Annotated in this window: 17 protein-coding genes and 1 pseudogene; 14 read left to right on the forward strand and 4 right to left on the reverse strand. The window is 70.1% G+C overall.

The features are described 5' to 3' along the window. From JWR86_RS16670 to JWR86_RS16700, 7 genes and pseudogenes are all read left to right on the forward strand, one after another. Positions 1-89, forward strand: a pseudogene (locus tag JWR86_RS16670) (acetyl-CoA acetyltransferase); the annotation flags it as partial. A gap of 117 nt (positions 90-206) precedes the next feature. After that, positions 207-2,291, forward strand: coding sequence for a 3-hydroxyacyl-CoA dehydrogenase NAD-binding domain-containing protein (locus JWR86_RS16675; protein ID WP_299567507.1), 2,085 nt, complete (start codon positions 207-209; stop codon positions 2,289-2,291). Positions 2,292-2,303: 12 nt separating this feature from the next. Continuing rightward, the gene (locus JWR86_RS16680) at positions 2,304-2,474 is read left to right on the forward strand and encodes a YqaE/Pmp3 family membrane protein (protein WP_299567508.1); all 171 of its coding nucleotides are present in this window, start codon (positions 2,304-2,306) and stop codon (positions 2,472-2,474) included. Then, positions 2,437-3,264: a DUF72 domain-containing protein gene (locus JWR86_RS16685; RefSeq protein ID WP_299567510.1), complete on the forward strand. Its 828-nt coding sequence runs from the start codon at positions 2,437-2,439 to the stop codon at positions 3,262-3,264. Before JWR86_RS16680 ends, JWR86_RS16685 begins: the two co-directional genes overlap by 38 nt. Positions 3,265-3,363: 99 nt before the next feature. After that, complete coding sequence (locus tag JWR86_RS16690) at positions 3,364-4,575, forward strand: putative DNA modification/repair radical SAM protein (protein WP_299567511.1); 1,212 nt, start codon at positions 3,364-3,366, stop codon at positions 4,573-4,575. Positions 4,576-4,577: 2 nt separating this feature from the next. Beyond that, positions 4,578-6,053 carry a UdgX family uracil-DNA binding protein gene (locus tag JWR86_RS16695; protein WP_299567513.1) on the forward strand — a complete coding sequence of 492 codons (1,476 nt, stop codon included), beginning with the start codon at positions 4,578-4,580 and terminating at the stop codon, positions 6,051-6,053. A 102-nt stretch (positions 6,054-6,155) separates the two neighbouring features. Continuing rightward, positions 6,156-7,028: a class I SAM-dependent methyltransferase gene (locus tag JWR86_RS16700; RefSeq protein WP_299567515.1), complete on the forward strand. Its 873-nt coding sequence runs from the start codon at positions 6,156-6,158 to the stop codon at positions 7,026-7,028. Positions 7,029-7,031: 3 nt separating this feature from the next. On the opposite strand, the gene JWR86_RS16705 is transcribed toward JWR86_RS16700, so the two are convergent. Then, complete coding sequence (locus tag JWR86_RS16705; RefSeq protein WP_299567517.1) at positions 7,032-7,772, reverse strand: SprT family zinc-dependent metalloprotease; 741 nt, start codon at positions 7,770-7,772, stop codon at positions 7,032-7,034. Positions 7,773-7,828: 56 nt separating this feature from the next. Next, entirely contained in the window at positions 7,829-9,364 is a 1,536-nt protein-coding gene (gene phaZ, locus JWR86_RS16710; RefSeq protein WP_299567519.1) for a polyhydroxyalkanoate depolymerase, read from the reverse strand. 272 nt (positions 9,365-9,636) lie between these two features. Between phaZ and JWR86_RS16715 the strand changes: the two genes are divergently transcribed. The 3 genes from JWR86_RS16715 to JWR86_RS16725 are packed head-to-tail and all read left to right on the forward strand — an operon-like array spanning position 9,637 to position 12,450. Then, entirely contained in the window at positions 9,637-10,446 is an 810-nt protein-coding gene (locus tag JWR86_RS16715) for a prohibitin family protein (RefSeq protein ID WP_299567521.1), read from the forward strand. Between the two features lie 25 nt (positions 10,447-10,471). Beyond that, the gene (locus JWR86_RS16720) at positions 10,472-11,839 is read left to right on the forward strand and encodes an ActS/PrrB/RegB family redox-sensitive histidine kinase (RefSeq protein ID WP_299567523.1); all 1,368 of its coding nucleotides are present in this window, start codon (positions 10,472-10,474) and stop codon (positions 11,837-11,839) included. Between the two features lie 29 nt (positions 11,840-11,868). Beyond that, a complete protein-coding gene (locus JWR86_RS16725; protein WP_299567525.1) occupies positions 11,869-12,450 on the forward strand; it encodes an ActR/PrrA/RegA family redox response regulator transcription factor in 582 nt (193 codons plus the stop codon). A 25-nt stretch (positions 12,451-12,475) separates the two neighbouring features. Here the strand turns inward: JWR86_RS16725 and JWR86_RS16730 are convergent, their stop codons facing one another. Both JWR86_RS16730 and JWR86_RS16735 read right to left on the reverse strand, forming a co-directional pair. Next, complete coding sequence (locus JWR86_RS16730; RefSeq protein WP_299567527.1) at positions 12,476-12,961, reverse strand: MmcB family DNA repair protein; 486 nt, start codon at positions 12,959-12,961, stop codon at positions 12,476-12,478. 53 nt (positions 12,962-13,014) lie between these two features. After that, the gene (locus JWR86_RS16735; protein WP_299567529.1) at positions 13,015-14,640 is read right to left on the reverse strand and encodes a GMC family oxidoreductase N-terminal domain-containing protein; all 1,626 of its coding nucleotides are present in this window, start codon (positions 14,638-14,640) and stop codon (positions 13,015-13,017) included. Between the two features lie 108 nt (positions 14,641-14,748). On the opposite strand from JWR86_RS16735, the gene JWR86_RS16740 reads away from it, so the two are divergent. The 4 genes from JWR86_RS16740 to JWR86_RS16755 all read left to right on the forward strand — a co-directional run. Then, positions 14,749-17,307: a hypothetical protein gene (locus JWR86_RS16740; protein WP_299567531.1), complete on the forward strand. Its 2,559-nt coding sequence runs from the start codon at positions 14,749-14,751 to the stop codon at positions 17,305-17,307. Beyond that, positions 17,307-18,185, forward strand: coding sequence for an MBL fold metallo-hydrolase (locus JWR86_RS16745; RefSeq protein WP_299567533.1), 879 nt, complete (start codon positions 17,307-17,309; stop codon positions 18,183-18,185). The genes JWR86_RS16740 and JWR86_RS16745 overlap by 1 nt, the downstream gene beginning before the upstream one ends. A gap of 11 nt (positions 18,186-18,196) precedes the next feature. Further along, positions 18,197-19,207, forward strand: a complete 1,011-nt coding sequence (locus JWR86_RS16750; protein ID WP_299567537.1) for a glycosyl transferase — start codon at positions 18,197-18,199, stop codon at positions 19,205-19,207. 121 nt (positions 19,208-19,328) lie between these two features. Next, a partial coding sequence (locus JWR86_RS16755; protein WP_299567535.1) for a murein L,D-transpeptidase family protein occupies positions 19,329-20,467 on the forward strand: 1,139 nt, incomplete at its 3' end.

A 20,467-nucleotide genomic window follows, 5' to 3' on the forward strand; every position in this document is an offset into this window, starting at 1 on the left:
AAGGCAAGCGCCGCGGCGCCAAATACGGCGTCGTGACCATGTGCGTCGGCGGCGGCATGGGCGCGGCCGGGCTGTTCGAGATCTTTTAGCCGCTGGGATCGGCTTGGCGGAACGCAAGCCGATCCGCCCCGCCGCTCGCGCCCTTGCCCCGCCCCCGATCCTGCCGATCCAGGCGATGGGACAACATGGACCGGGGAGGCGAGCACGTGGCCGACGCACAACCAGGTGTGACCGAGCTCAAGGTTGCTGACGGCGTCGCCGTCATCACGGTCAACAACCCGCCCGTGAACGCGCTCGGGGCGGCCGTGCGGGACGGGGTCGCGGCGCGGATGCGCGAGGCGGCCGCCGATCCGGCCGCGCAGGCCGTGGTGCTGATCTGCGCCGGCCGCACCTTCTTCGCTGGGGCGGACATTACCGAATTCGGCAAGCCCCCGAGGGGCATTCCGCTCGGCGAACTCGTCACGCTGATCGAGGACATGCCGAAGCCGGTCGTCGCCGCCATCCACGGCACCGCGCTGGGCGGCGGGCTCGAGATGGCGCTCGGCTGCCATTACCGGGTCGCAGTCCCGTCCGCCCGCGTCGGCCTGCCCGAGGTGAAGCTCGGCATCCTGCCCGGCGCCGGCGGCACGCAGCGCCTGCCGCGCATCGTCGGGGCGGAGCGCGCGCTGGAGATGATCACGTCCGGCGAGCACGTGCCCGCCCCGAAGGCGAAAGAGGCCGGGCTGATCGACGAGCTCGCGCCCGAGACAGGCCTGCGCGAGGCCGCGATCGGTTTCGCAAAGCGCCTCGTCGCGGAGGGCAAGGGGCCGAAGAAGGTCCGTGACCTCACCGACAAGATCGCGGCGTCGCGCGGCCGGCCGGAGGTTTTTGCCGATTTCGCCAAGGCGAACGGGCGAAAATTCCGCGGCTTCGAGGCCCCGGCCGCCTGCATCGAGGCCGTGAAGGCAGCCGTCGAGCTGCCCTTCGAGCAGGGCATCGCGAAGGAGCGCGAGCTGTTCCTAAAGCTCGTCTCAGGCACGCAGTCGAAGGCGCAGCGCTACGTGTTCTTCGCCGAACGCGAGGTCCGCAAGATCCCGGACCTGCCGGACGACACGCCGACGAAGCCCGTCACCTCCGTTGGCATCATCGGGGCCGGCACGATGGGCGGCGGCATCGCGATGAACTTCCTCAACGCGGGCATCCCGGTGACGATCGTTGAGATGAAGCAGGACGCGCTCGACCGCGGTCTCTCGATCATCCGCAAGAATTACGAGGCCACCGCCGCCAAGGGCCGGCTGAAGCCGGAGGATGTCGAGAAGCGCATGTCCCTGATCCAGGGATCCTTGGATTTCAATGCGCTGTCGAAGCCCGACCTCGTGATCGAGGCCGTGTTCGAGAACATGGAGATCAAGAAGGACGTCTTCCGCCGGCTCGACGCGGTTGCGAAGCCCGGCGCGATCCTCGCGTCCAACACCTCCTACCTGGACGTCGACGAGATCGCCTCGGTCACGAACCGGCCGGAGAGCGTCATCGGGATGCACTTCTTCTCGCCCGCCAACATCATGAAGCTGCTGGAGGTCGTGCGGGCCGAGAAGGCGTCCAAGGAGGTGGTCGCCACCGCCGTGAAGCTCGCCCCGAAGATCGGCAAGATCGGCGTGCTGGTCGGCGTCTGCTACGGCTTTGTCGGCAACCGCATGCTGGCGGAGCGTCAGCGCGAGGCGAACCGGCTGGTCGAGGAGGGCGCGATGCCCTGGGATGTCGACCGCGTCCTGTTTGAGTTCGGCCTGCCCATGGGCCCCTTCGCGATGAGCGACCTCGCCGGGCTCGATATCGGCTGGTCGCGCGAAACCTCCAAGGGCCAAACGCTGCGCGAAAAACTCTGCGAGATGGATCGGCGCGGCCAGAAGACGGGCGCGGGCTTCTACGATTACGACGCCAGCCGCAAGGCCACGCCCTCGCCGATCGTCGAGCAGATGGTCCTGGAGCATTCGAAGGGGAAGGGCATCACGCGCCGGCCGATCCCCGATTCCGAGATCCTCGAACGCCTCGTCTTCCCGATGATCAACGAGGGCGCCAAGATCCTGGAGGAGGGCAAGGCGCTGCGAGCCTCCGACATCGACATGGTCTGGATCGCTGGCTACGGCTGGCCAGTCTATCGGGGCGGCCCCATGTTCTACGCCGACACCGTGGGCCTGAAGACGGTGCTTGGCCGCATGGCCGAGTGGGAAACGTCCATCGGCCCGGAATTCCGCCCGTCGGACCTGCTTCGCCGCAAGGCGGAAGCCGGCGAACAGTTCACCGGCGCGGCCTGACGGAGGTACCGCATGAAGAGCCTGCTCCGCATCCTCCTCGCGATCTTGCTGCCCCCGGTCGGCGTGTTGCTCACCGTCGGGTTCGGGGGCGCCTTTTGGCTGAACATCCTCCTGACGCTGCTTGGCTACCTGCCGGGCGTCATCCATGCGGTCTGGATCATTGCCCGTCGGGCACCGACCTGAGCCGCTGATCCGGGTCGGGATCGGCGGCTGGACCTTCGCGCCCTGGCGCGGGCGCTTCTATCCGACGGGCCTGCCGCATGGGCGCGAACTCGCCCATGCGAGCCGGCAGGTCACGGCGATCGAGATCAACGGCACGTTCTACCGGGCCCAGAATCCGGCCACCTTCCGGACCTGGCGCGACGAAACCCCGGACGGCTTTGTCTTCGCCGTGAAGGGCCACCGGGCCGTGACCAACCGCAAGGCCCTGTCCGAGGCCGGGCCGGCCCTCGAAACCTTCCTCAACTCGGGCCTGACCGAGCTCGGCGACAAGCTCGGCCCCATCAACTGGCAGCTTGCGCCGACCAAGCGGTTCGATCCGGACGAGATGGCGGCCTTTCTGGCCCTGCTGCCGCCGGAGCGGGCCGGCCGGCCCCTCAGCCACGCGATCGAGGTCCGCCACGCGAGCTTCGCGGTTCCGGCCTTCGTGGACCTGGCCCGGCGGCACCGCGTGGCGATCGTGTGCGCCGAGTCCGACGCCTATCCGGCCATTGCCGACAGCACGGGTGATTTCGTCTACGCCCGGTTGCAGCGCTCCCGGCCCGGAGAGCCGGACGGGTATCCGGGCCCGGAACTCGATGCCTGGGCGGAGCGCGCCCGGACCTGGCAGGCGGGCGCTGTCCCGCCGGATCTGCCCCGAGTCGGGCCGGAACACGCCGCGGCCGCGCCGCGCGACGTGTTCGTGTTCTTCATCTCCGGCGAGAAGGCGGCCAATCCGGCCGCGGCCCTGTCGCTGCTGCGCCGCCTCGGCTGAGCCGACGCGACTCTTCACGTCTGCTTGACCGGGCGGCGGCTGCGGTTGCGCGGCCGAAGCCGCGCCCCTACCTCAGAGAACGTTCAGAGAACGGGGACCATGGACGAGGCTGTTGCCCGCAAGCTGCGCGTTCTGGCGGACGCGGCGAAATACGACGCGTCCTGCGCGTCGTCAGGCGCGCCGAAGCGCTCGGCTGGCCGCGACGGCATCGGCTCCACGGACAAGGTGGGAATCTGCCACTCCTACACGCCCGACGGCCGTTGCGTCTCCCTGCTCAAGGTGCTGCTGACGAATTACTGCCTCTTCGATTGCGTGTACTGCGTGAACCGGCGCTCCTCCAACGTCCAGAGGGCGCGGTTCTCGGTGAACGAGATCGTCGACCTGACGATCGCCTTCTACAAGCGCAACTACATCGAGGGTCTGTTTCTCTCGTCGGGCATCATTCGGTCGCCGGATTACACGATGGAGCAGCTCGTCCTGGTCGCCAAGACCTTGCGTCAGGAACGCGGCTATCGGGGCTACATCCACCTCAAGACCATTCCGGAGGCGAGTCCCTGGCTGATCGAGCAGGCGGGCCTCTGGGCCGACCGCCTGTCGGTGAACCTCGAATTGCCCACCGACGAGGGCCTGGCGCGGCTCGCGCCGGAGAAGACGGCCACAACCATCCGGTCGGCCATGGGCCAGATGCGGGAGCGCATCGCTCAGGGCCGGGCCGAGGGGCGGTCCTTTTCGCCGGCCGGCCAGTCCACCCAGCTCATTGTCGGGGCGGACGGGGCCAGCGACGAGGCGATCCTGCAGACAAGCGCCGGGCTCTACGAGAGCTACGACCTTCGGCGGGTCTATTACTCGGCCTTCAGCCCCATTCCGGATTCCTCGGCGGTGCTGCCCTCGCGCTCGCCGCCGCTGCAACGGGAAAACCGCCTCTACCAGGCCGATTGGCTGCTCCGCCATTACGGGTTCGCCGTGGACGAGATCGCGTCCGGCGGCGAGGGCGGCATGCTGGATCTGGACGTCGATCCGAAGCTCGCCTGGGCCTTGAAGAACCGTCACCGCTTCCCGGTGGACGTCAATCTGGCGGATCGCGAGATGCTGCTCCGCGTTCCCGGCCTCGGCAAGCGCGCCGTCGACAAGATCGTTGCCACGCGCCGCCATGCCCGGCTCGGCCTAAAGGACCTCACCCGGCTGACCGGCACGCTCAAGCGCGCACGGCCGTTTTTGATCGCCGACGACCACCATCCGGGCCGATCGCTCGATGCGCTCGACCTCCGCCCGCGGCTCGTCGAAGCCGAGGCTCAGATGAGCTTGTTCTGACCGTGGGCTCGCCCGCGGCGGTTCGGCGGCCGGCTGCGCGCCGGGTCGTCCTCGGCGAGGGCGCCGATCTCGACGGCTTTCGCCGGGCCGTGCGGGCGCTGGTCGCGGAGGGCGTGGCGCCGGAGGACGTGAGCTGGAACGCGGGCGGGCAGGGCGGCCTGTTCGGCGAAGCTCCTGAGGCTCCCGGCCAGGCGCCGCCCCTGAGCCTGCCCCGGCAGTTGGCCGGGCGCATCACCGAGGTGGTGCCGCATCGCGATCCGGAGCGCTACGGCCTGCTCTACCGGGCCATCTGGCGTGTGCTCCGGGGGGAGCGCGACCTGCTTGAGATCGCCAGCGATCCCCTGGTGCACCGGCTCGACCTTCTGGCCCGGTCGGTGCGGCGCGACATCCACAAGATGCACGCCTATTTGCGCTTTCGGAAGGTGGTGGGCGGGCCGCCGGACGGGCCCGAGGTCTTTGCTGCCTGGTTCGAACCGGACCATTTCATCCTGGAACAAGCCGCGCCGTTCTTCGCCGAGCGGTTCCGCTCCATGCTGTGGAGCATCGTCACGCCGGTCGGCTCGGCCTTGTGGGACGGCGAGGAGCTTCGCTTCGGTCCGCCGGGCTGCCGCAGCGACGTTCCGGGCGAGGATGGGTTCGAGGCCGGCTGGACCGGCTATTACGAAAGCATCTTCAACCCGGCCCGCACCAATCCCAAGCTCATGCGTTCGCACATGGCCAAGAAGTACTGGCACAACCTGCCGGAAGCGGCCGCCATTCCGAACCTCGTCCGTTCGGCGGGTGGCCGAACCGCCGGCATGATCGGCAAGGAGGCGAGCGTGCCGGCAAAACGGGTCCCCGAACGGGCGCTCGCCGCGATGCTGGACCAGGCGCCGGGCTCGCTCGAGGAGCTGAATGCCCTGATCCGGTCGGCCGGGCCGCTCGTGCCCGGGGCGACCCAGGCCGTGGTCGGGGAAGGGCCGGCCAACGCTTCGGTGGTCTTCGTGGGCGAGCAGCCGGGCGACGAGGAGGACCTTCAGGGCCGGCCCTTCGTGGGCCCGGCCGGCCGCCTCCTGGAGCGCGCCATGGGCGAGGCCGGGATTGAGCGGCGCGACGTGTATCTCACCAATGCCGTGAAGCACTTCAAATTCGAGCAGCGCGGCAAGCGCCGCATCCATTCCAAGCCGACGGCGGGGGAGGTCAGCCACTACCGCTGGTGGTTGATGCGCGAGCTCGAACTCGTGGAGCCGAAGCTGGTCGTGGCGCTCGGCGGCACGGCCGTGCTGGCGCTCACCGGCAAGCAGGTGCCGATCACCCGCGCCCGCGGCCCGGCCGTGCTGCTGGATGGCTTCCAGGGCTTCATCACGGTTCACCCCTCCTATCTGCTTCGGTTGCCGGACCAGGACGCCAAAGCCGCGGCCTATGCCCAGTTCGTGGGGGATCTGGAGCAGGTCAGGCAGCTCGGCGAGGCCGGCCGCTCGGCCGGCCCGAAGGGATGAGGCGTCCCGTACCGTGCCGTCCCTTGCGGATGCGCGCGGGGTCGCGATGATCACCGGTGAACCGGGTGCCCTGACCGGCGCCTTTGCAGAAGGACCGAACGCTTGAAACAGCAATCCCTGGCGAAAGCCTGCATCCTGTCCGTTCTTCTGATGGGCAGCGCCGCCGCCCAGACGGCCGCGCCGACCCCGCCGACTGCCGGCACGCCTTCGGCCACGGGGACGCCGCCGGCCGCCTCGCCACCCTCGACCTTCACGCCGACCTCCGGCCAGTCCGGCAAGGACGTGGTCTGGGTGCCGACGCAGCAGGCCCTGGTCGACGGAATGCTGGACATGGCCGGCGCCAAGCCCGGGGACTACGTGATCGACCTCGGCTCGGGCGACGGCCGCACCGTGATCACGGCGGCCAAGCGTGGCATCAGGGCGCTCGGCGTCGAGTACAATGCCGACATGGTCACTTTGTCGCGCCGGGCTGCGGAGGCGGAGGGCGTGTCGAAGCTCGCCCAGTTCGTCGAAGGCGACATCTTTAAGACGGACTTTTCGGAGGCGACCGTCCTGACGTTGTTCCTGCTGCCCAACCTGAATCAGCGGCTGCGGCCCGACATCCTGAAGATGAAGCCCGGCACGCGCGTCGTTTCGAACACCTTCGACATGGGTGACTGGACGGCCGACAACACGTTCTCGACCCCGGGGAGCTGCACCAGCTTCTGCCGCGCCTACCTGTGGATCGTGCCGGCCAACGCGGCCGGGACCTGGCGCCTGCCCGAGGGCGAACTCACTCTCACGCAAACCTATCAGACGCTGGCCGGCACGCTGAACCAGAGCGGCAAGGAGGTCCCGGTCTCTGACGCCAAGATGAAGGGCGCCGAGATCACCTTCACGGCCGGCGGACGCCAGTATACGGGCCTCGTTGAAGGCGACCGCATGCGCGGCAAGGTCGATGGTCAGGACTTCATCGCTGCTCGCAGCGGCGGCTAGGGCTCACCCGAACCGGTGCAGGCCGGTTCCGTTGCGCTTGAGCCAGGCTTCGGCGCTGTCGGTGGCTGGGCAGAGGTCGCGGAGCACCCGCCAGAACGCGGGCGAGTGGTTCATCTCCTTGAGGTGAGCCACTTCGTGCGCGGCCAGATAGTCCAGCACCTCCGCCGGGGCGAGGATCAGCCGCCAGGAGAAGCTCAGCGCCCCCGTCGATGAGCAGGAGCCCCAGCGGCTCCTGGTGTCGCGCAGCGTCAGCCGGCCGAACGGCACCCCGAGCCGGCCGGCGTGCCGCCGGACCGCTGCAGACAGATCCTGCTGGGCTTCGGCCATGAGAAAGCGCCGAACGCGGCCCGGGACCGCCTCGACATCGCCGCCGACCACGATCTCGGGCGGCCCACCCTCCATCCGGACGACGCGCGTCCGGCCCCGCTCGCCGGGGCGGTGCCCGATCAGGTGCGGCTCGTCCCGCAGCGGGATCACGGCTCCGGGTACGAAGGGAAGCCGCTCCGGCCGCCGGGCCAGCCGCGTAGCGATCCAGTTCGCCTGGCCGTCGAGAAAGCGCTGCGCGGTGCGAAGGTCGGCTCGGGGCGGCAGGGTGAGGGCGACCTCGCCGGTCGCGGACGACACCCGGAGGGTCATGCGCTTGGCGGTGTCGCGCCGGCGCAGATGCACCACGATCGGTGGACCGGCCGAGGCGACGCTCAGCCGGTCGGGTTCCGGTTGGACGATTCGGCGCAGCCACCGCATCGCGCCACCCTGCCGGACGGCGCGGGACGTGTCATCCGCCGGCCGGATCGGGCCGGTCAGACGGGGGTCAGATGCCGGGCCCGGGCCCGCCGCTGGGCCTTGCGGCTCGGCCCGCCGCGAGGCGTAGCCGCCGTGTCCGGGGCCGGGGCGGACGGGGTCGGGGCGACGTCCGGCGCCGGTTCCTGGGCCGGGGCAACCGAGACCGGGGCGGCCGGAGCCTTAACGCGAGGCATTGCCGGGGTGACCGAGACCGGGGCCGCAACGGGAGCCGGTGCCGGGGCGGCCGGGGTCGAAACGCGAGGCATCGCCGGCGCGGGCGCGACCGAGACCGGGGCCGCAACGGGAGCCGGGGCCGGAACGTGGGTCTGGGCGGCGATGAAGGCGTTGATCCGCGGCACGATTTCGGCCCGGAAGCGCGACCCGTTGAACACCCCGTAATGCCCGACCTTGCCCTGCAGGTGGTAGACCTTCTTGTCCGCCGCCAGGTTGGGCGTGAGGTCGAGGGCCGCGAGCGTCTGGCCCACACCCGAGATGTCGTCCCTCTCGCCCTCGACCGCCATGATGGCGCAGCGCCGGATGGCCAGGAGGTCGACGGGCTCGCCCCGGTGCAGCATCTCGCCCCGAGGGAGGCGGTGTTCCACGAACACCGTTTCGATCGTCTGCATGTAGTATTCGGCGGTCAGGTCCATGACTGCCAGGTACTCGTCGTAGAACTCGCGGTGCTTCTCGGCTGCGTCCCCGTCGCCCGTCACCAGGTTGTTGAACATGTCGCGATGGGCGGTGACATGCCGATCCAGGTTCATGGCCATGAAACCGGAGAGCTGCAGGAAGCCCGGATAGACCTGCCTCAGGGCGCCCGGATACCCGAACGGCACCGTGTGGAGGCAGTTGCGGCGGAACCAGTCCACGCCGCGCCGCTCGGCCAGCAGGTTGACGGCGGTCGGCGAGCGCCGGGTGTCGATCGGGCCGCCCATCAGCGTCATGGACAGCGGGATGGCGGGATCGTTCTCGGCCTCGAGCCGCGCCACGGCGGCCATCACGGGCACGGCCGGTTGGCAGACGGCGAGAACATGCAGGTCCGGACCGAACTCCCGGCACATGTCCTTGATGTAGTCGACGTAGTCGTCGAGATCGAAGCTGCCGGCGGCGAGCGGCACCATGGAGGCGTCCACCCAATCGGTGATCATCACCTGATGGGTGGGCAGGAAGGCCTCGACCGTGCCGCGGAGCAGGGTCGCGTAATGGCCCGACATGGGGGCGACGATCAGCAGCTTCGGCTGCCGCAGTGCCTCCGGGCAATCGACGCGCCGGAAGGCGATCACCTGGCCGAAGGGGCGGGTCCAGATCACCTCTTCCTCGACCGCGAACGGGCGCCCGCCCACCATCGTCCCGTGCAGGCCGAAGCCGGGCTTGGCGTAGCGGCGCGTGGTGCGCTCGAACATCTCGCAGGCCGCCGACATGGAGCGCCCGACGGGCGTGTGGCCGAGGAGGTTGACGGGGTTATCCAGCATGAGCCGCGCCATGTCGTTTGCGACACGGGCGGGGGCGAGCCACATCTGTGCGGCATCGTACCAAAAATACGCGTGATCCATGGTCACTCCCGACCGGCTGGACGCTCCGTCCGCCGGAATGCGACCCCGGGCAGCACAACCAAGCTCTCGCCGCTCTGTTCCGGTCAAACAAGCGTGTCCTGGGTTACGGTTCGCTGAAGATCGGTTCACGCGACATTTACGTCACGACCCAAGTCGAGCCCGGATGGCTTCGTCACCAATCCCACGTAGAACAGGACGTGCCGGGTTCTCGGCGAGCGGGCGGGAGGTGACGGCATGAACAGAATCCTGACCATCGTCGTTGGGCGATCGCCGTGCTGGCCGGTCTCTCGGTCGTGTTCGGCACCTGGTACACGATCGACCAGGGAACGAGAGGGGTGATCCTTCGCAACGGCGCGCTTCTCAAGGTTGCGCAGCCCGGCCTCGGCTTCAAGCTGCCGCTGATCGATGCCGTACAGAAGATCGCGGTTCAGACGCATGTGGAAGTCTTTGAGAAAATGCACACCTACTCAAAAGATCAGCAGCCGGCCGAGCTGAAAGTGTCCGTCAATTACCGGGTGGCGGCGGACAAGGTGTCCGAACTTTATACGCAGTTCGGCTCGATCGACGGCGCCCTGATGCGGGTGATCCGTCCACACGTGAACCAGCAGACCAAGATCGTGTTCGGGGGCTACACGGCCGTGAGCGCCATCCCGGATCGCGGCAAGCTGAACGCCGAGGTGGCCGACTCGATCCAGGACTCGATCAAGGGCCCGATCATCATCGAATCGGTTCAGGTCGAGAACATCGATTATTCCAAGGCCTATGAGGCCTCGATCGAACAGCGCATGCTGGCCGAGGTCGAGGTCCAGCGCCTCCGCCAGAATGCGGATCGCGAGAAGGTTCAGGCGGAGATCACGGTGACCCAGGCCAACGCGCGGGCGAATGCGGTCAGGGCTCAGGCCCAGGCGGATGGCATCCGGCTGCGCGGCGACGCCGAGGCAAGCGCGATCCGGGCGCGGGCGGCCGCGGTGGGCGGGAACCCGGGCCTCGTCACCCTGGTTCAGGCGGAGCGCTGGAACGGCGTGCTGCCGACCACCATGGTGCCCGGGGGCGCCGTGCCGATGCTCACCGTCAACCGCTGATCCCGGGCATGCAGGTTTTCAATCCGTGAGCGAGTTCGCGCCGGTCGCTTTCGGCCGCGAGGCGCGCCGCCTGAAGCTCGACACGATCGTCCGGCTGCGCTGGCTGGCCGTGACGGGCCAGTGCCTGGCCGTGAGCGTCGTCCACCTCTATCTCGGCTACAAGCTGCCGTTCCTACCCTGCCTGGCCGTGATCGCCGCGGCCGCGGCCGTGAATCTGTGGATCACCCTGCTCCAGCCGGCCAGCCATCGGCTGGCCGAAAACCTCGCCACCGCGCTGTTCGCCTTCGACATCCTGCAGCTCGCAGTCCTGCTCTATCTGACGGGCGGCCTCCTCAACCCCTTCTCCTCGCTGTTTGTCGCCCCCGTCCTGATCTCGGCCGCGTCCCTGTCGCCCCTGCGGACGCTTGGGCTCGGGCTGCTGGCCGGGATCTGTGCCACTCTGCTGGCGCGGTTCCACCTGCCGCTGCCGTGGAGCACGCCGGCGGGTCTCGCCTTGCCGCCGGTCTACGTGGCCGGGATCTGGACCGCGATCCTGCTGGCCATCGCCTTCACGGCCGTGTTCGCCTACCGGGTCGCCGAAGAGGCGCGGCAACTCGGGGAGGCGCTCGCCGCCACCGAGTTCGTGCTCGCCCGGGAGCAGCATCTGTCCCAGCTCGACGGGCTCGCGGCCGCCGCCGCGCACGAACTCGGGACCCCACTCGCCACCATCCGGGTCGTGGCCAAGGAGCTCGACCTCCAGGCCGAGCCCGGAAGCGCGATGGCGGAGGACACCAAGCTGCTGCGCGAGGAGGTCGAGCGCTGCCGCGTGATCCTGTCCAAGCTGACCTCCCTCGGCCAGGAGGAGGGGCACGGCTTCTTCGCCACCATGTCCCTCGGGCACGTGATCGAGGAGGTGGTCGCGCCGCGGCGCTCCTTCGACATCGAGTTCATCACGGACCGGTCCGGCGAGGGGCCGGAGCCAAGCTGCCGACGCTCGCCCGGGCTGATGTATGGGCTCGGCAACCTGGTCGACAACGCGGCTGATTTCGCGGTGTCGCGGATCGACATCGTGGCCCGCTGGACTTCCGAGACGGTGTCGATCGAGATCCGCGACGACGGCCCGGGCTTCGATCCTGAAGTGCTGCTTCGGGTCGGCGAGCCCTATGTCACGACGCGCGGCCACCAGGCGCGCGAGGACACGGGCGGGGGAGGGCTGGGCCTCGGGCTGTTCATCGCCAAGACGCTGATTGAGCGCTCCGGTGCCCAGCTCACGTTGTGGAACGCGGCGCCGCCGCGCGGGGGCGCCGTGGCCACCATTGTGTGGCCCCGGGCCGAGTTCGAGCGCGGCGCGGGCGGGGCTGCGGGCGAGCTTTCGCCGGGGGGCCTGTCGCAGGCCGAAACCGTCCCCATATAGGACAAGCTGGCCCTTTCCAGGAGCGTCCGATGGCGCAAACCAACTCCGTCACGTCCGATGCCGCCCCCACCCAGCCCCGGGGTGCGGTGGAGAACACCCTTCTGATCGTGGACGACGATCGCCCGTTTTCCAGCCGGCTCGCGCGGGCCATGGAGGGACGCGGCTATGAGGTGAGGGTGGCGGAGAGCGTCGCCGAGGGCGTGGCCGCGATCGAGGCGCTGGCTCCGGCCTTCGCGGTGATCGACATGCGGCTCGCCGATGGCTCCGGTCTCGATGTGATCGCCACCCTGAAGGAGAAGCGCCCCGAGGCTCGCGGCGTGATCCTGACCGGCTACGGCAACATCGCGACCGCCGTGACGGCCGTGAAGCTCGGCGCCTTCGACTACCTGGCGAAACCGGCCGATGCGGACGAGATTCACGCTGCCCTGATGGCGGAAGCCGGAGAGCGCGCGATCCCGCCCGAGAACCCGATGTCGGCCGACCGGGTGCGTTGGGAGCACATCCAGCGCGTCTATGAGCTGTGCGGCCGCAATGTCTCGGAAACGGCGCGACGGCTCAACATGCATCGCCGCACGCTGCAGCGCATTCTGGCCAAGCGCGCCCCGCGCTGAGCGGTCTGGCCCGCGGGTCGCGCCTCTAGTCCATCCAGCCGGCCGAGCCGGCCGGGTCGACGAGGGCATGGTGGCGGTTCGCCGCCACATGGGCGAAGCGCAGCGTCACGGCCTTGCGGCGGGCTCCGGCAAGCCGGTGCTCCGGTGCCTCCTGCAGGATGGCGGCCCCGTAGGCATCGGCCAGGATGACGCCGGTTCCGGCCGGCAATCTGTTGAGCGGAAATCCGTTCGGGACCGCGAAGAAGAAGCGGTCGCAGAAGTCGCGGTAATCCGGCCACTTGCCGTCTGCCCGCAGGTCGGCCAGCGACGACTTGATCTCCACGATCCACAGGCACCCGTCTCGCGTCAGCCCGATCACGTCGGCACGACGGCCGGAGGCCAGTGTGAGCTCGCACAAGGTCGCGCAGCCGAGGCCGGCCAGCAGCCGGCGTACCCCGGTGCAGACGGCGAGGGCGGTGGGTGATTGGCGCCCGTCAGGGCGAACGCGGAGGTCGGTTGCGGCGGTCGGCACGGACAGAGTTCACGATTCGTTCGACAGGACCATGCCGCGATCCTGGCCGCGTGTCACGGCGCCGGGCCGGTTCTCGCGTCCTCCAGCATCATGGCGGCGCCTTTCTCGGCGATCATGATCGTGGGTGAATTGGTGTTGCCCGAGGTGATGCGCGGCATCACCGAGGCATCGATCACCCTGAGCCCGCGCACGCCGCGCACGCGCAGCCGCTCATCGGTGACGGCCATCGGATCGCTGGCGAGGCCCATGGCAGCCGTGCCGACCGGGTGGAAAATCGTGGTCCCGAGCCGCCCGGCCGCCGCGAACAACTCGTCGTCGGTCGCGACCTCCGGGCCGGGCAGGTACTCCTGCGGACGGAAGCGCGAGAGCGCCGGCTGGGCCGCGATGCGGCGGGCGATCTTCAGCGAGTCCACGGCGACCCGCCGGTCCTCCTCGGTCGCGAGGTAGTTTGGCGCAATGGTGGGTGGCGCGTCCGGGGCCGGGGAGGCGACATGGACGCTGCCGCGACTCGAGGGCCGCAGATTGGCGACGCTGGCCGTGAAGGCCCCGAAGCGGTGCAATCCGTCGCCCCATTTGTCGAGCGAGAGCGGCTGGAAGTGGAACTGGACGTTGGCGGTTGCGTAATCCGGGGACGTGCGGGTGAAAGCTCCGACCTGGCTCGGCGCCATGGTCAGGGGGCCGGTCCGAAACAGCCCGTATTCCACGCCCATCCAGGCCCGGCGGGCGAGGTTCCAGTAATCGGTGTTGAGGCAGCGGACGCCCGTGACCTTGTACACGGGACGGATCTGCAGGTGGTCCTGCATGTTCTCGCCCACGCCCGGCAGGTGGTGGGCCACCGCGATCCCGGCCTCCCGAAGCCGCGCGCCGTCGCCGACCCCCGAGCGCTCCAGGATGGCCGGCGAGTTCACGGCCCCGGCCGACAGGACGACCTCCCCGGCCGCGCCGGCCCGGAAGCGCTCGCCGCCGCGCGAGAACACCACCCCCGTGGCGCGCCCGTCCACGATCTCAACGTGATCGACATGGATCCCGGTCTCGAGCCGCAGGTTCGGGCGGGACAGCGCCGGCCGCAGGAAGGCCCGCGCCGCGCTCACCCGCCGGCCGCGGCGCTGATTGACCTGGAAATAGGACGAGCCCTCGTTGTCGCCCGTGTTGAAATCCGGGACCTTGGGGATGCCGGCCTGTTCGGCCGCGTCCCGGATGGCGTCCAGGAGGTCCCAGCGGATGCGCGGATGCTCGACCCGCCACTCGCCGCCGGCGCGGTGAAAGTCATTCGGAGGCGAGGCATGGTCCTCGTGCTGGAGAAAGAAGGGCAGCACGTCGTCCCAACCCCAACCTGCCAGCCCGAGCTGGCGCCAGCCGTCGTAATCGGCCGCCTGGCCCCGCATGTAGATCATGGCGTTGATGGCCGAGGAGCCGCCGATCACCTTGCCGCGCGGGTAGGCGAGGGCACGGCCGCCGAGGCCAGGCACCGGCGCGGTGGTGTACATCCAGTCGGCGCGCGGCTTGCCGATCGCGAACAGGTAGCCGACCGGGATGTGGAACCAGATCCAGGTGTCGCGGCCGCCCGCCTCCAGCAGCAGCACGCGGCGGGTCGGGTCGGCGGACAGACGGTTGGCTAGGACGCAGCCGGCCGAGCCCGCCCCGACCACCACGTAATCGAAGGTGCCAAGATCCTCCATCCCGCCCGCATGTCCCCGCGCCTTCGTGCCGCCAGCCTAATGCGGCCTTGCTCGTTGCGCGAGGGGCAGACTGCCAGCTAACCTTCGCCCGTCACGGCGGGAGCCCGAGTGGAGCGCGATACCTTCCATCTGTCCTGGTGCGCGGCGCCGAAGCTCAATGCGGCCCTGATCGCCCTTGTGGTGCTTGCCGGGCTGCCGTGCCTCTGGGTCGCGCTCGACGTCGTCCAGCTCGCAGTGGACGCCGTCGCGGGAGCCGGCGGCGCCGAGGCCGGCGCGGCGCTGGACGTGCCGCAAACCTATCTTCGCTACGCGGTCACCTCCCAGAGCGGGCACACGATCGTGTTCGTGCCGGGCGTCACGCTGGCTCCGGGCGAGCTGCCGCCCGCAATCGCCGTGGGACTGATCGGCCTCGGCGCGGTCGTGGCACTGCTCTGGTGGCTGTTCGGGGCGCTCACGGCCCGGATCGGCCGGCAGGTCGCGACCGTGGTCGGTGACCGCATCCTGCTCGTCATCTCCTCCGCGCCCATCCCGGCCGCCGAGGAGGCGCAACGGGCCGCCCTGCTGGCCGGGGAGGCGCTCGGGCGCGAGCGTGACACCCTCGGCCTTGCCGCCGTCGCGCCTCTGGCGGCCGGAGCCGTGCTGGCCGTCTCGGCCGCCTACGTGGCCAAGCAGAGTGCCGAGATGGGGCTGGTGCTGCTCCTTGGCCTGCTCGCCTATTCCCTGATCACGAGCCGGCAGGCCCGCCTGGAATCCCGCCTCAATTCCGCCCAGCAATCGGCCACCGCGGTGCTGCGTCGGGCGCTGTCCGAACTGGCCCAGCATCTCTCGGCCGTGATCGCCCACGGCACCCGCCTGACGGAGCGCGGCCGCATCACGGACCAGCTGGCCCGGGTCCGCGCCCCGATCGAGCGGCTGGACCGCAAGGTCCGGATCGGCTCGGCCCTCGCTCTCGCCATCCTGGTCATGGGCCCGCTCGGGGTGCTGGCGGCGGCCTCCCGGGTCAGCATCGCCAACGGCATCTCGCCCGGCGAGGCCGCGGCCTCGTTGGCCGCCTCCGCTGTGGCAGTCACGGCGCTCGCCGTGCACCTCGCCTGGCGGCGGGCTCTCGACCGCTCGCGCCCGCTCTATGCGGATATCGCCCGCACGCTCGGGACCTGCCAGGCCCGCGGCGTGATCGGCGCGGAGGCGCACCTGCCGGCCTCCGGCACGCTCCTCGCGGAGGGCGTTGCGACCGGGGCGGCTCCGACGGGGCGGCTCAACGGTGTCGATCTCGACATCAAGCTGCCCGGCCACGTGGCGCTGCTCGGCGGGCGGGATTCGGGCGCCCGCACCTTCGCGGCCCTGCTGGGTGGCCAATTACCCCGCACGGAGGGGCGGCTCGAATTCGGAGGCATCGACCTGAGCGAGGTCGACCCCTCGGAGCGCGCCGAGCGCCTCGCCTTCGCGGGGGGCGCCCCCTATCTGTTCGCCGGCTCGCTTCGGGCCAACCTGCTTTATGGCGCTCCGGCGGGCCCGGAGGGCGAACTGGACGGGCGCCTCGCCGCCGCCATTCAGGTCGCCGGCCTGGACCGGATGGTTGAGCTGCGCGGGCTGTCCGGCAGTGTCGATCCCCGGCGCCAGCCGAAGCTCGCGGCCGCCATCGTGGCGGCCCGGCAGGCGATCCGGGCCGGACTGGAGGCCCGGGGGCGGGCCGAGTTCGTCGAGAGGTTCGATCCGGACGGCTACAATCCGCAGGCGACGATCGGCGAGAACATCCTCTTCGGGGTCCCGCTCGGGGACACGTTCCGGCACGACCGGCTGCCGGCGCAGCCTTTCATCAAGGCCCTGCTGGAGGAGGAGGGGCTGGCACGGCCGCTCGCCGGGATTGGCGCGGCCGTGGCCCGCAGCGACCTGGAGCTCTTCGCCGGCCTTCCGGACGGCAGCTCGATCCTCGGGCGGTTCGCCCTGGTGCCGGCGGGTGAGCGGGACCGCTTCAACAACATCCTGATCCGGCGCGACGAGGGCCGCCGCGGCGCCGGCTCGTCGCGAGACGACGAGCGGCTGATCGGGCTCGCCCTGAGCTACAGCGAAATCAGGCACCGGCTCGGCCTGCTGGGGCCCGACCTCGAGGCCAAAGTCGTCCGGGTCCGGTCGGCCCTGATCTCCCGCATGCCGGCCAGCCTGCAGCCATCGATCCAGTTCTTCCATCCCGAACGGGTCTGCGCCGCCGCCAGCGTGCGCGATAACCTCCTGTTCGGCCGCATCATCGAGGATCAGGCCGATGCCGAGCGGGAGGTCGTCGAGGTGATGCGGGCGGTCCTGGCCGACATCGACCTCCTGACCGAGGTTGCGCGGGTCGGGCTGGGAACGCGGGTCGACCCCCTCGACCCCAGGATGAGCCCGGCCGAGATCGCGGCCGTCGATCTGGTACGCTGCCTGGTGCGCAGGCCCGACAACCTGGTTGTGGAACATGCCCTGGAGCTGCTGGGCGAGAGAGAGGCGCCGGATCTCGTGAAGCGGCTGAAAGCGGAAATGGCGGGCCGGGGCCTGATCCTGGTCGTGCCGGAACAGCACGAGGAGGGCCTCGTCGCCCTCCTGCCGGACCGGCGGCGGTTCCGGCATGGCAGGATCCTGCGCCGGGAGGTTGCCGAGGCGACCCCGGGCGCCGTTGCGCGGGCGGCCGGCTGATGTCGCGGCGGAAGACTGAGGCTGACACCGCGACCGGAGCGGAGGGCGCGTCCCTGTCCGTCAGGTTCTGGGGCGTGCGCGGCTCCGTGCCGGCGGCCGGATCCCGGTTCGAGCATTTCGGCGGCAACACGCCATGCGTCGAGGTGCGGTGCGGCCAGCGCCTGTTCGTGGTCGATGCCGGAACCGGCATCATCCCGCTCGGCCAGGAGCTCGCGCTCTCCGGCCCGGCCGACATCGACATCGTGCTGAGCCACCTCCATCTCGACCATGTCGGCGGCCTGCCCTTCTTCAAGCCGGCCCTCCTGCCGGACCGGCGCATCCGCCTGCATTGCGGCAACCTGCGCGGCGAGAGCGCCGAGGAGGCCTTCGGCCGGCTGTTCTCGCCGCCCCTCTTCCCGGTCTCCCTGGCTCAGCTTCCGGGCCGGATCGAGCATCTCGGCTTCAAGGCCGGCGACACCCTGACCTTTGCTGACGGAGCCAGTGCCGAGACCCTGCTGCTGAACCACCCGGGCGGGGCGACCGGGTACCGGTTCAGCCACGGCGGGCGCAGCCTCTGCTACATCAGCGACATCGAACACACCGACCCGTGGCCGCCGCCGGAGCTGCGCGACTTCGTGCAGGGCGCCGACCTCGTGATCTATGACGGCATGTTCTCCGAGACCGAATACATCCGCTGCCAGGGCTGGGGTCATTCGACCTGGCAGAAGGGCGTCGATCTGTGCCGGGCCAGCGCGGTGGAGCGGCTGGCCGTGTTCCACCTCCACCCGCAGCACGACGACGCCTATCTCCAGAGCGAGGACGCCAAGGTGAAAGCCGCCATGCCGGGCGCCTTTCTGGCCCGCGAAGGACTCGTGCTCCGATTCCCGCCGAAATCCTGACGGCGCCGCTGCTGGCGGGGCTGTTCGCCGGGGCGGCGCTGCTGGCCGGGACCGTCTCGGCTGCCCTGATCGTGCTGCTGCGGCCGCTGCTGCAGCGCTATGCGCTCGCCCGGCCGAACGCCCGATCGAGCCATGTCGTGCCGACGCCGCAGGGCGGCGGGGTCGCGGTGCTGGCGGCGGCCTTCGTCGTCGCCGCTCCGCTGACCGTCCTTCTCGGCGGCAGGGCGGCGCTTCCCGACCTCGCGGTGCTGGCCGCGGCCGCCCTCGTCCTTGCCGTGACAGGTGCCGTCGACGACGTCCGGCCGCTGTCGCCCGCGCTGCGTCTGGTGCTGCAGGTCGGGGCGGTGACCAGCCTCGTGCAATTCGCCGATCCCGGCCGGATCCTGCCCGAGCCGCTCCCGCTCGCGCTGGAGCGGACGCTGCTGATTTTGGCCGGGGTGTGGTGGGTCAACCTCGTCAACTTCATGGACGGGATCGACTGGATCACGGTGGCCCAGTTCGTGCCGCTGACGGGCGCTCTCGTCCTGTTCGGCATCGCGGGCGGCTACCCGCCCGTGCCGGCCGCCGTGGCCGCGGCCCTGTGCGGAGCGTTGCTCGGCTTCGCGCCGGCCAACCGGCCGGTGGCCCGGCTGTTCCTGGGCGATGTGGGGTCGCTGCCGCTCGGGCTCGTCTCGGGCTGGCTTCTGCTGGAACTCGCCGCGGCCGGCCATCTAGCGGCGGCCCTCCTGCTGCCGCTCTATCATCTGGCCGATGCCACGCTCACCCTCGCGCTGCGGGCGCGCCGGCGCGAGCGGCTCTGGGAGGCCCACCGGAGCCACTTCTACCAGCGGGCGTCCGACCGCGGCCTTCGGGTCATGGAGATCGACCGGCACGTCTTCGGCCTCAATCTCGGGCTCGCCGCGCTGGCCGCCGCGACGCTGTGGGCCAGCCACCTGGCGGGGCCGGCCCTGGCGGTCGGCGGCGCGCTCGTCGCACTCACCCTATGGCGCTTCGGCCACAGGCGGCGGGTGCACGGGCGTTAACGGTTTCCTTACCATGCGGAGCGGTTGCACTCGGTTGCGGTAAGCACGGGGTAAGTTTAACGCTCCTACGGATGGGGCAGGCCCCCCGGATCAACCGGGATCGGCTGATGCGAGGTCTCGAATGAAGCGTCTTGTGGCGGTCTTTGCGCTGGCGCTCTCGCTCGCCGGCTGCAACGAGCAGGGCGGCTCCACCAAAGCGCTCTCGCCCATCCCGGCCAAGACGGTGGCCCTCATGGCCGAAAAGGGCATGAGCAAGTCGGATCCCATCCTGGTCCGCATCTACAAGAAGGAATCCGAGCTCGAGGTCTGGAAGAAGGTCAACGGGCACTATGCCCACCTCAAGACCTTTCCGATCTGCCGCTGGTCGGGCCAGCTCGGCCCCAAGGTCAAGGAAGGCGACCGGCAGGCTCCGGAGGGCTTCTACACGATCACGCCCGCGCAGATGAACCCGAACTCGTCGTTCTATCTGTCCTTCGACACGGGCTACCCAAACAATTTCGACCGCGCTCACAACCGCACCGGCTCGCACCTGATGGTGCACGGCGATTGCTCGTCGCGCGGCTGCTACGCGATGACGGACGAGGGCATCGCTGAGGTCTACGCCCTGGCCCGCGAATCCTTCGGCGGGGGACAGCGTGGCTTTCAGCTCCAGGCCCTGCCGTTCCGGATGACGGCCGAGAACCTGGCCCGCTACCGGCACGACCCTCACATGGCGTTCTGGAAGAACCTGAAGCAGGGTTCGGATCACTTCGAGATCACCAAGCGCGAGCCCAAGGTCTCGGTCTGCCAGGGGCGTTACGCCTTCAACCAGGTCGGAGACGGCTGCCGAGACGACCCGACCCTGGCGCCGGCCGTGGCCCAGAAGGACGACGAGGACCGCCGGCAGGTCGCCGAACTCGTCAGCAAGGGCACGCCCGCGACCCGGCTCGTCTATTCCGATGGCGGCCAGCATGCGAGCTTCCTGTCCCAGCGCCCCGCCGCGGGCGGCGACGCGGGTTCGAACTTCGCCCTCCTGGACACGGGCACGTCCCGCTCCATCGGTCAGGTGAGCCGCCCCGAGGCCCTCGCCGAGGGCGCGCGCGAGATCCCGATCGACCCCGCCGGCAAGGCCGCCAAGGCTCCGGCCGCGGGTGCGAAACCGGGCAAGCCCGAAGGGACCGGGGCGGAGTTCGCCCGCGCCGACCGCAAGGGTGCCCGCACGCGGCTCGCGAGCGCGGACCCGGACGCACCGGTCGCGGCCGTCGCGCACCGGGCCGAACC

The sequence above is a fragment of the Enterovirga sp. genome, from assembly GCF_028290205.1.
Classification (GTDB): Bacteria; Pseudomonadota; Alphaproteobacteria; order Rhizobiales; family Beijerinckiaceae; genus Enterovirga.

What these genes read in the sequence shown, in the direction of transcription:
- phaZ (WP_299567519.1), bottom strand. Translation starts at nt 9,364, where the DNA reads ATGGATCACGCGTATTTTTGGTACGATGCCGCACAGATGTGGCTCGCC.
- JWR86_RS16705 (WP_299567517.1), bottom strand. Translation starts at nt 7,772, where the DNA reads ATGCGGTGGCTGCGCCGAATCGTCCAACCGGAACCCGACCGGCTGAGC.
- JWR86_RS16735 (WP_299567529.1), bottom strand. Translation starts at nt 14,640, where the DNA reads ATGGAGGATCTTGGCACCTTCGATTACGTGGTGGTCGGGGCGGGCTCG.
- JWR86_RS16725 (WP_299567525.1), top strand. Translation starts at nt 11,869, where the DNA reads ATGGCGCAAACCAACTCCGTCACGTCCGATGCCGCCCCCACCCAGCCC.
- JWR86_RS16745 (WP_299567533.1), top strand. Translation starts at nt 17,307, where the DNA reads ATGTCGCGGCGGAAGACTGAGGCTGACACCGCGACCGGAGCGGAGGGC.
- JWR86_RS16690 (WP_299567511.1), top strand. Translation starts at nt 3,364, where the DNA reads ATGGACGAGGCTGTTGCCCGCAAGCTGCGCGTTCTGGCGGACGCGGCG.
- JWR86_RS16685 (WP_299567510.1), top strand. Translation starts at nt 2,437, where the DNA reads ATGCGGTCTGGATCATTGCCCGTCGGGCACCGACCTGAGCCGCTGATC.
- JWR86_RS16680 (WP_299567508.1), top strand. Translation starts at nt 2,304, where the DNA reads ATGAAGAGCCTGCTCCGCATCCTCCTCGCGATCTTGCTGCCCCCGGTC.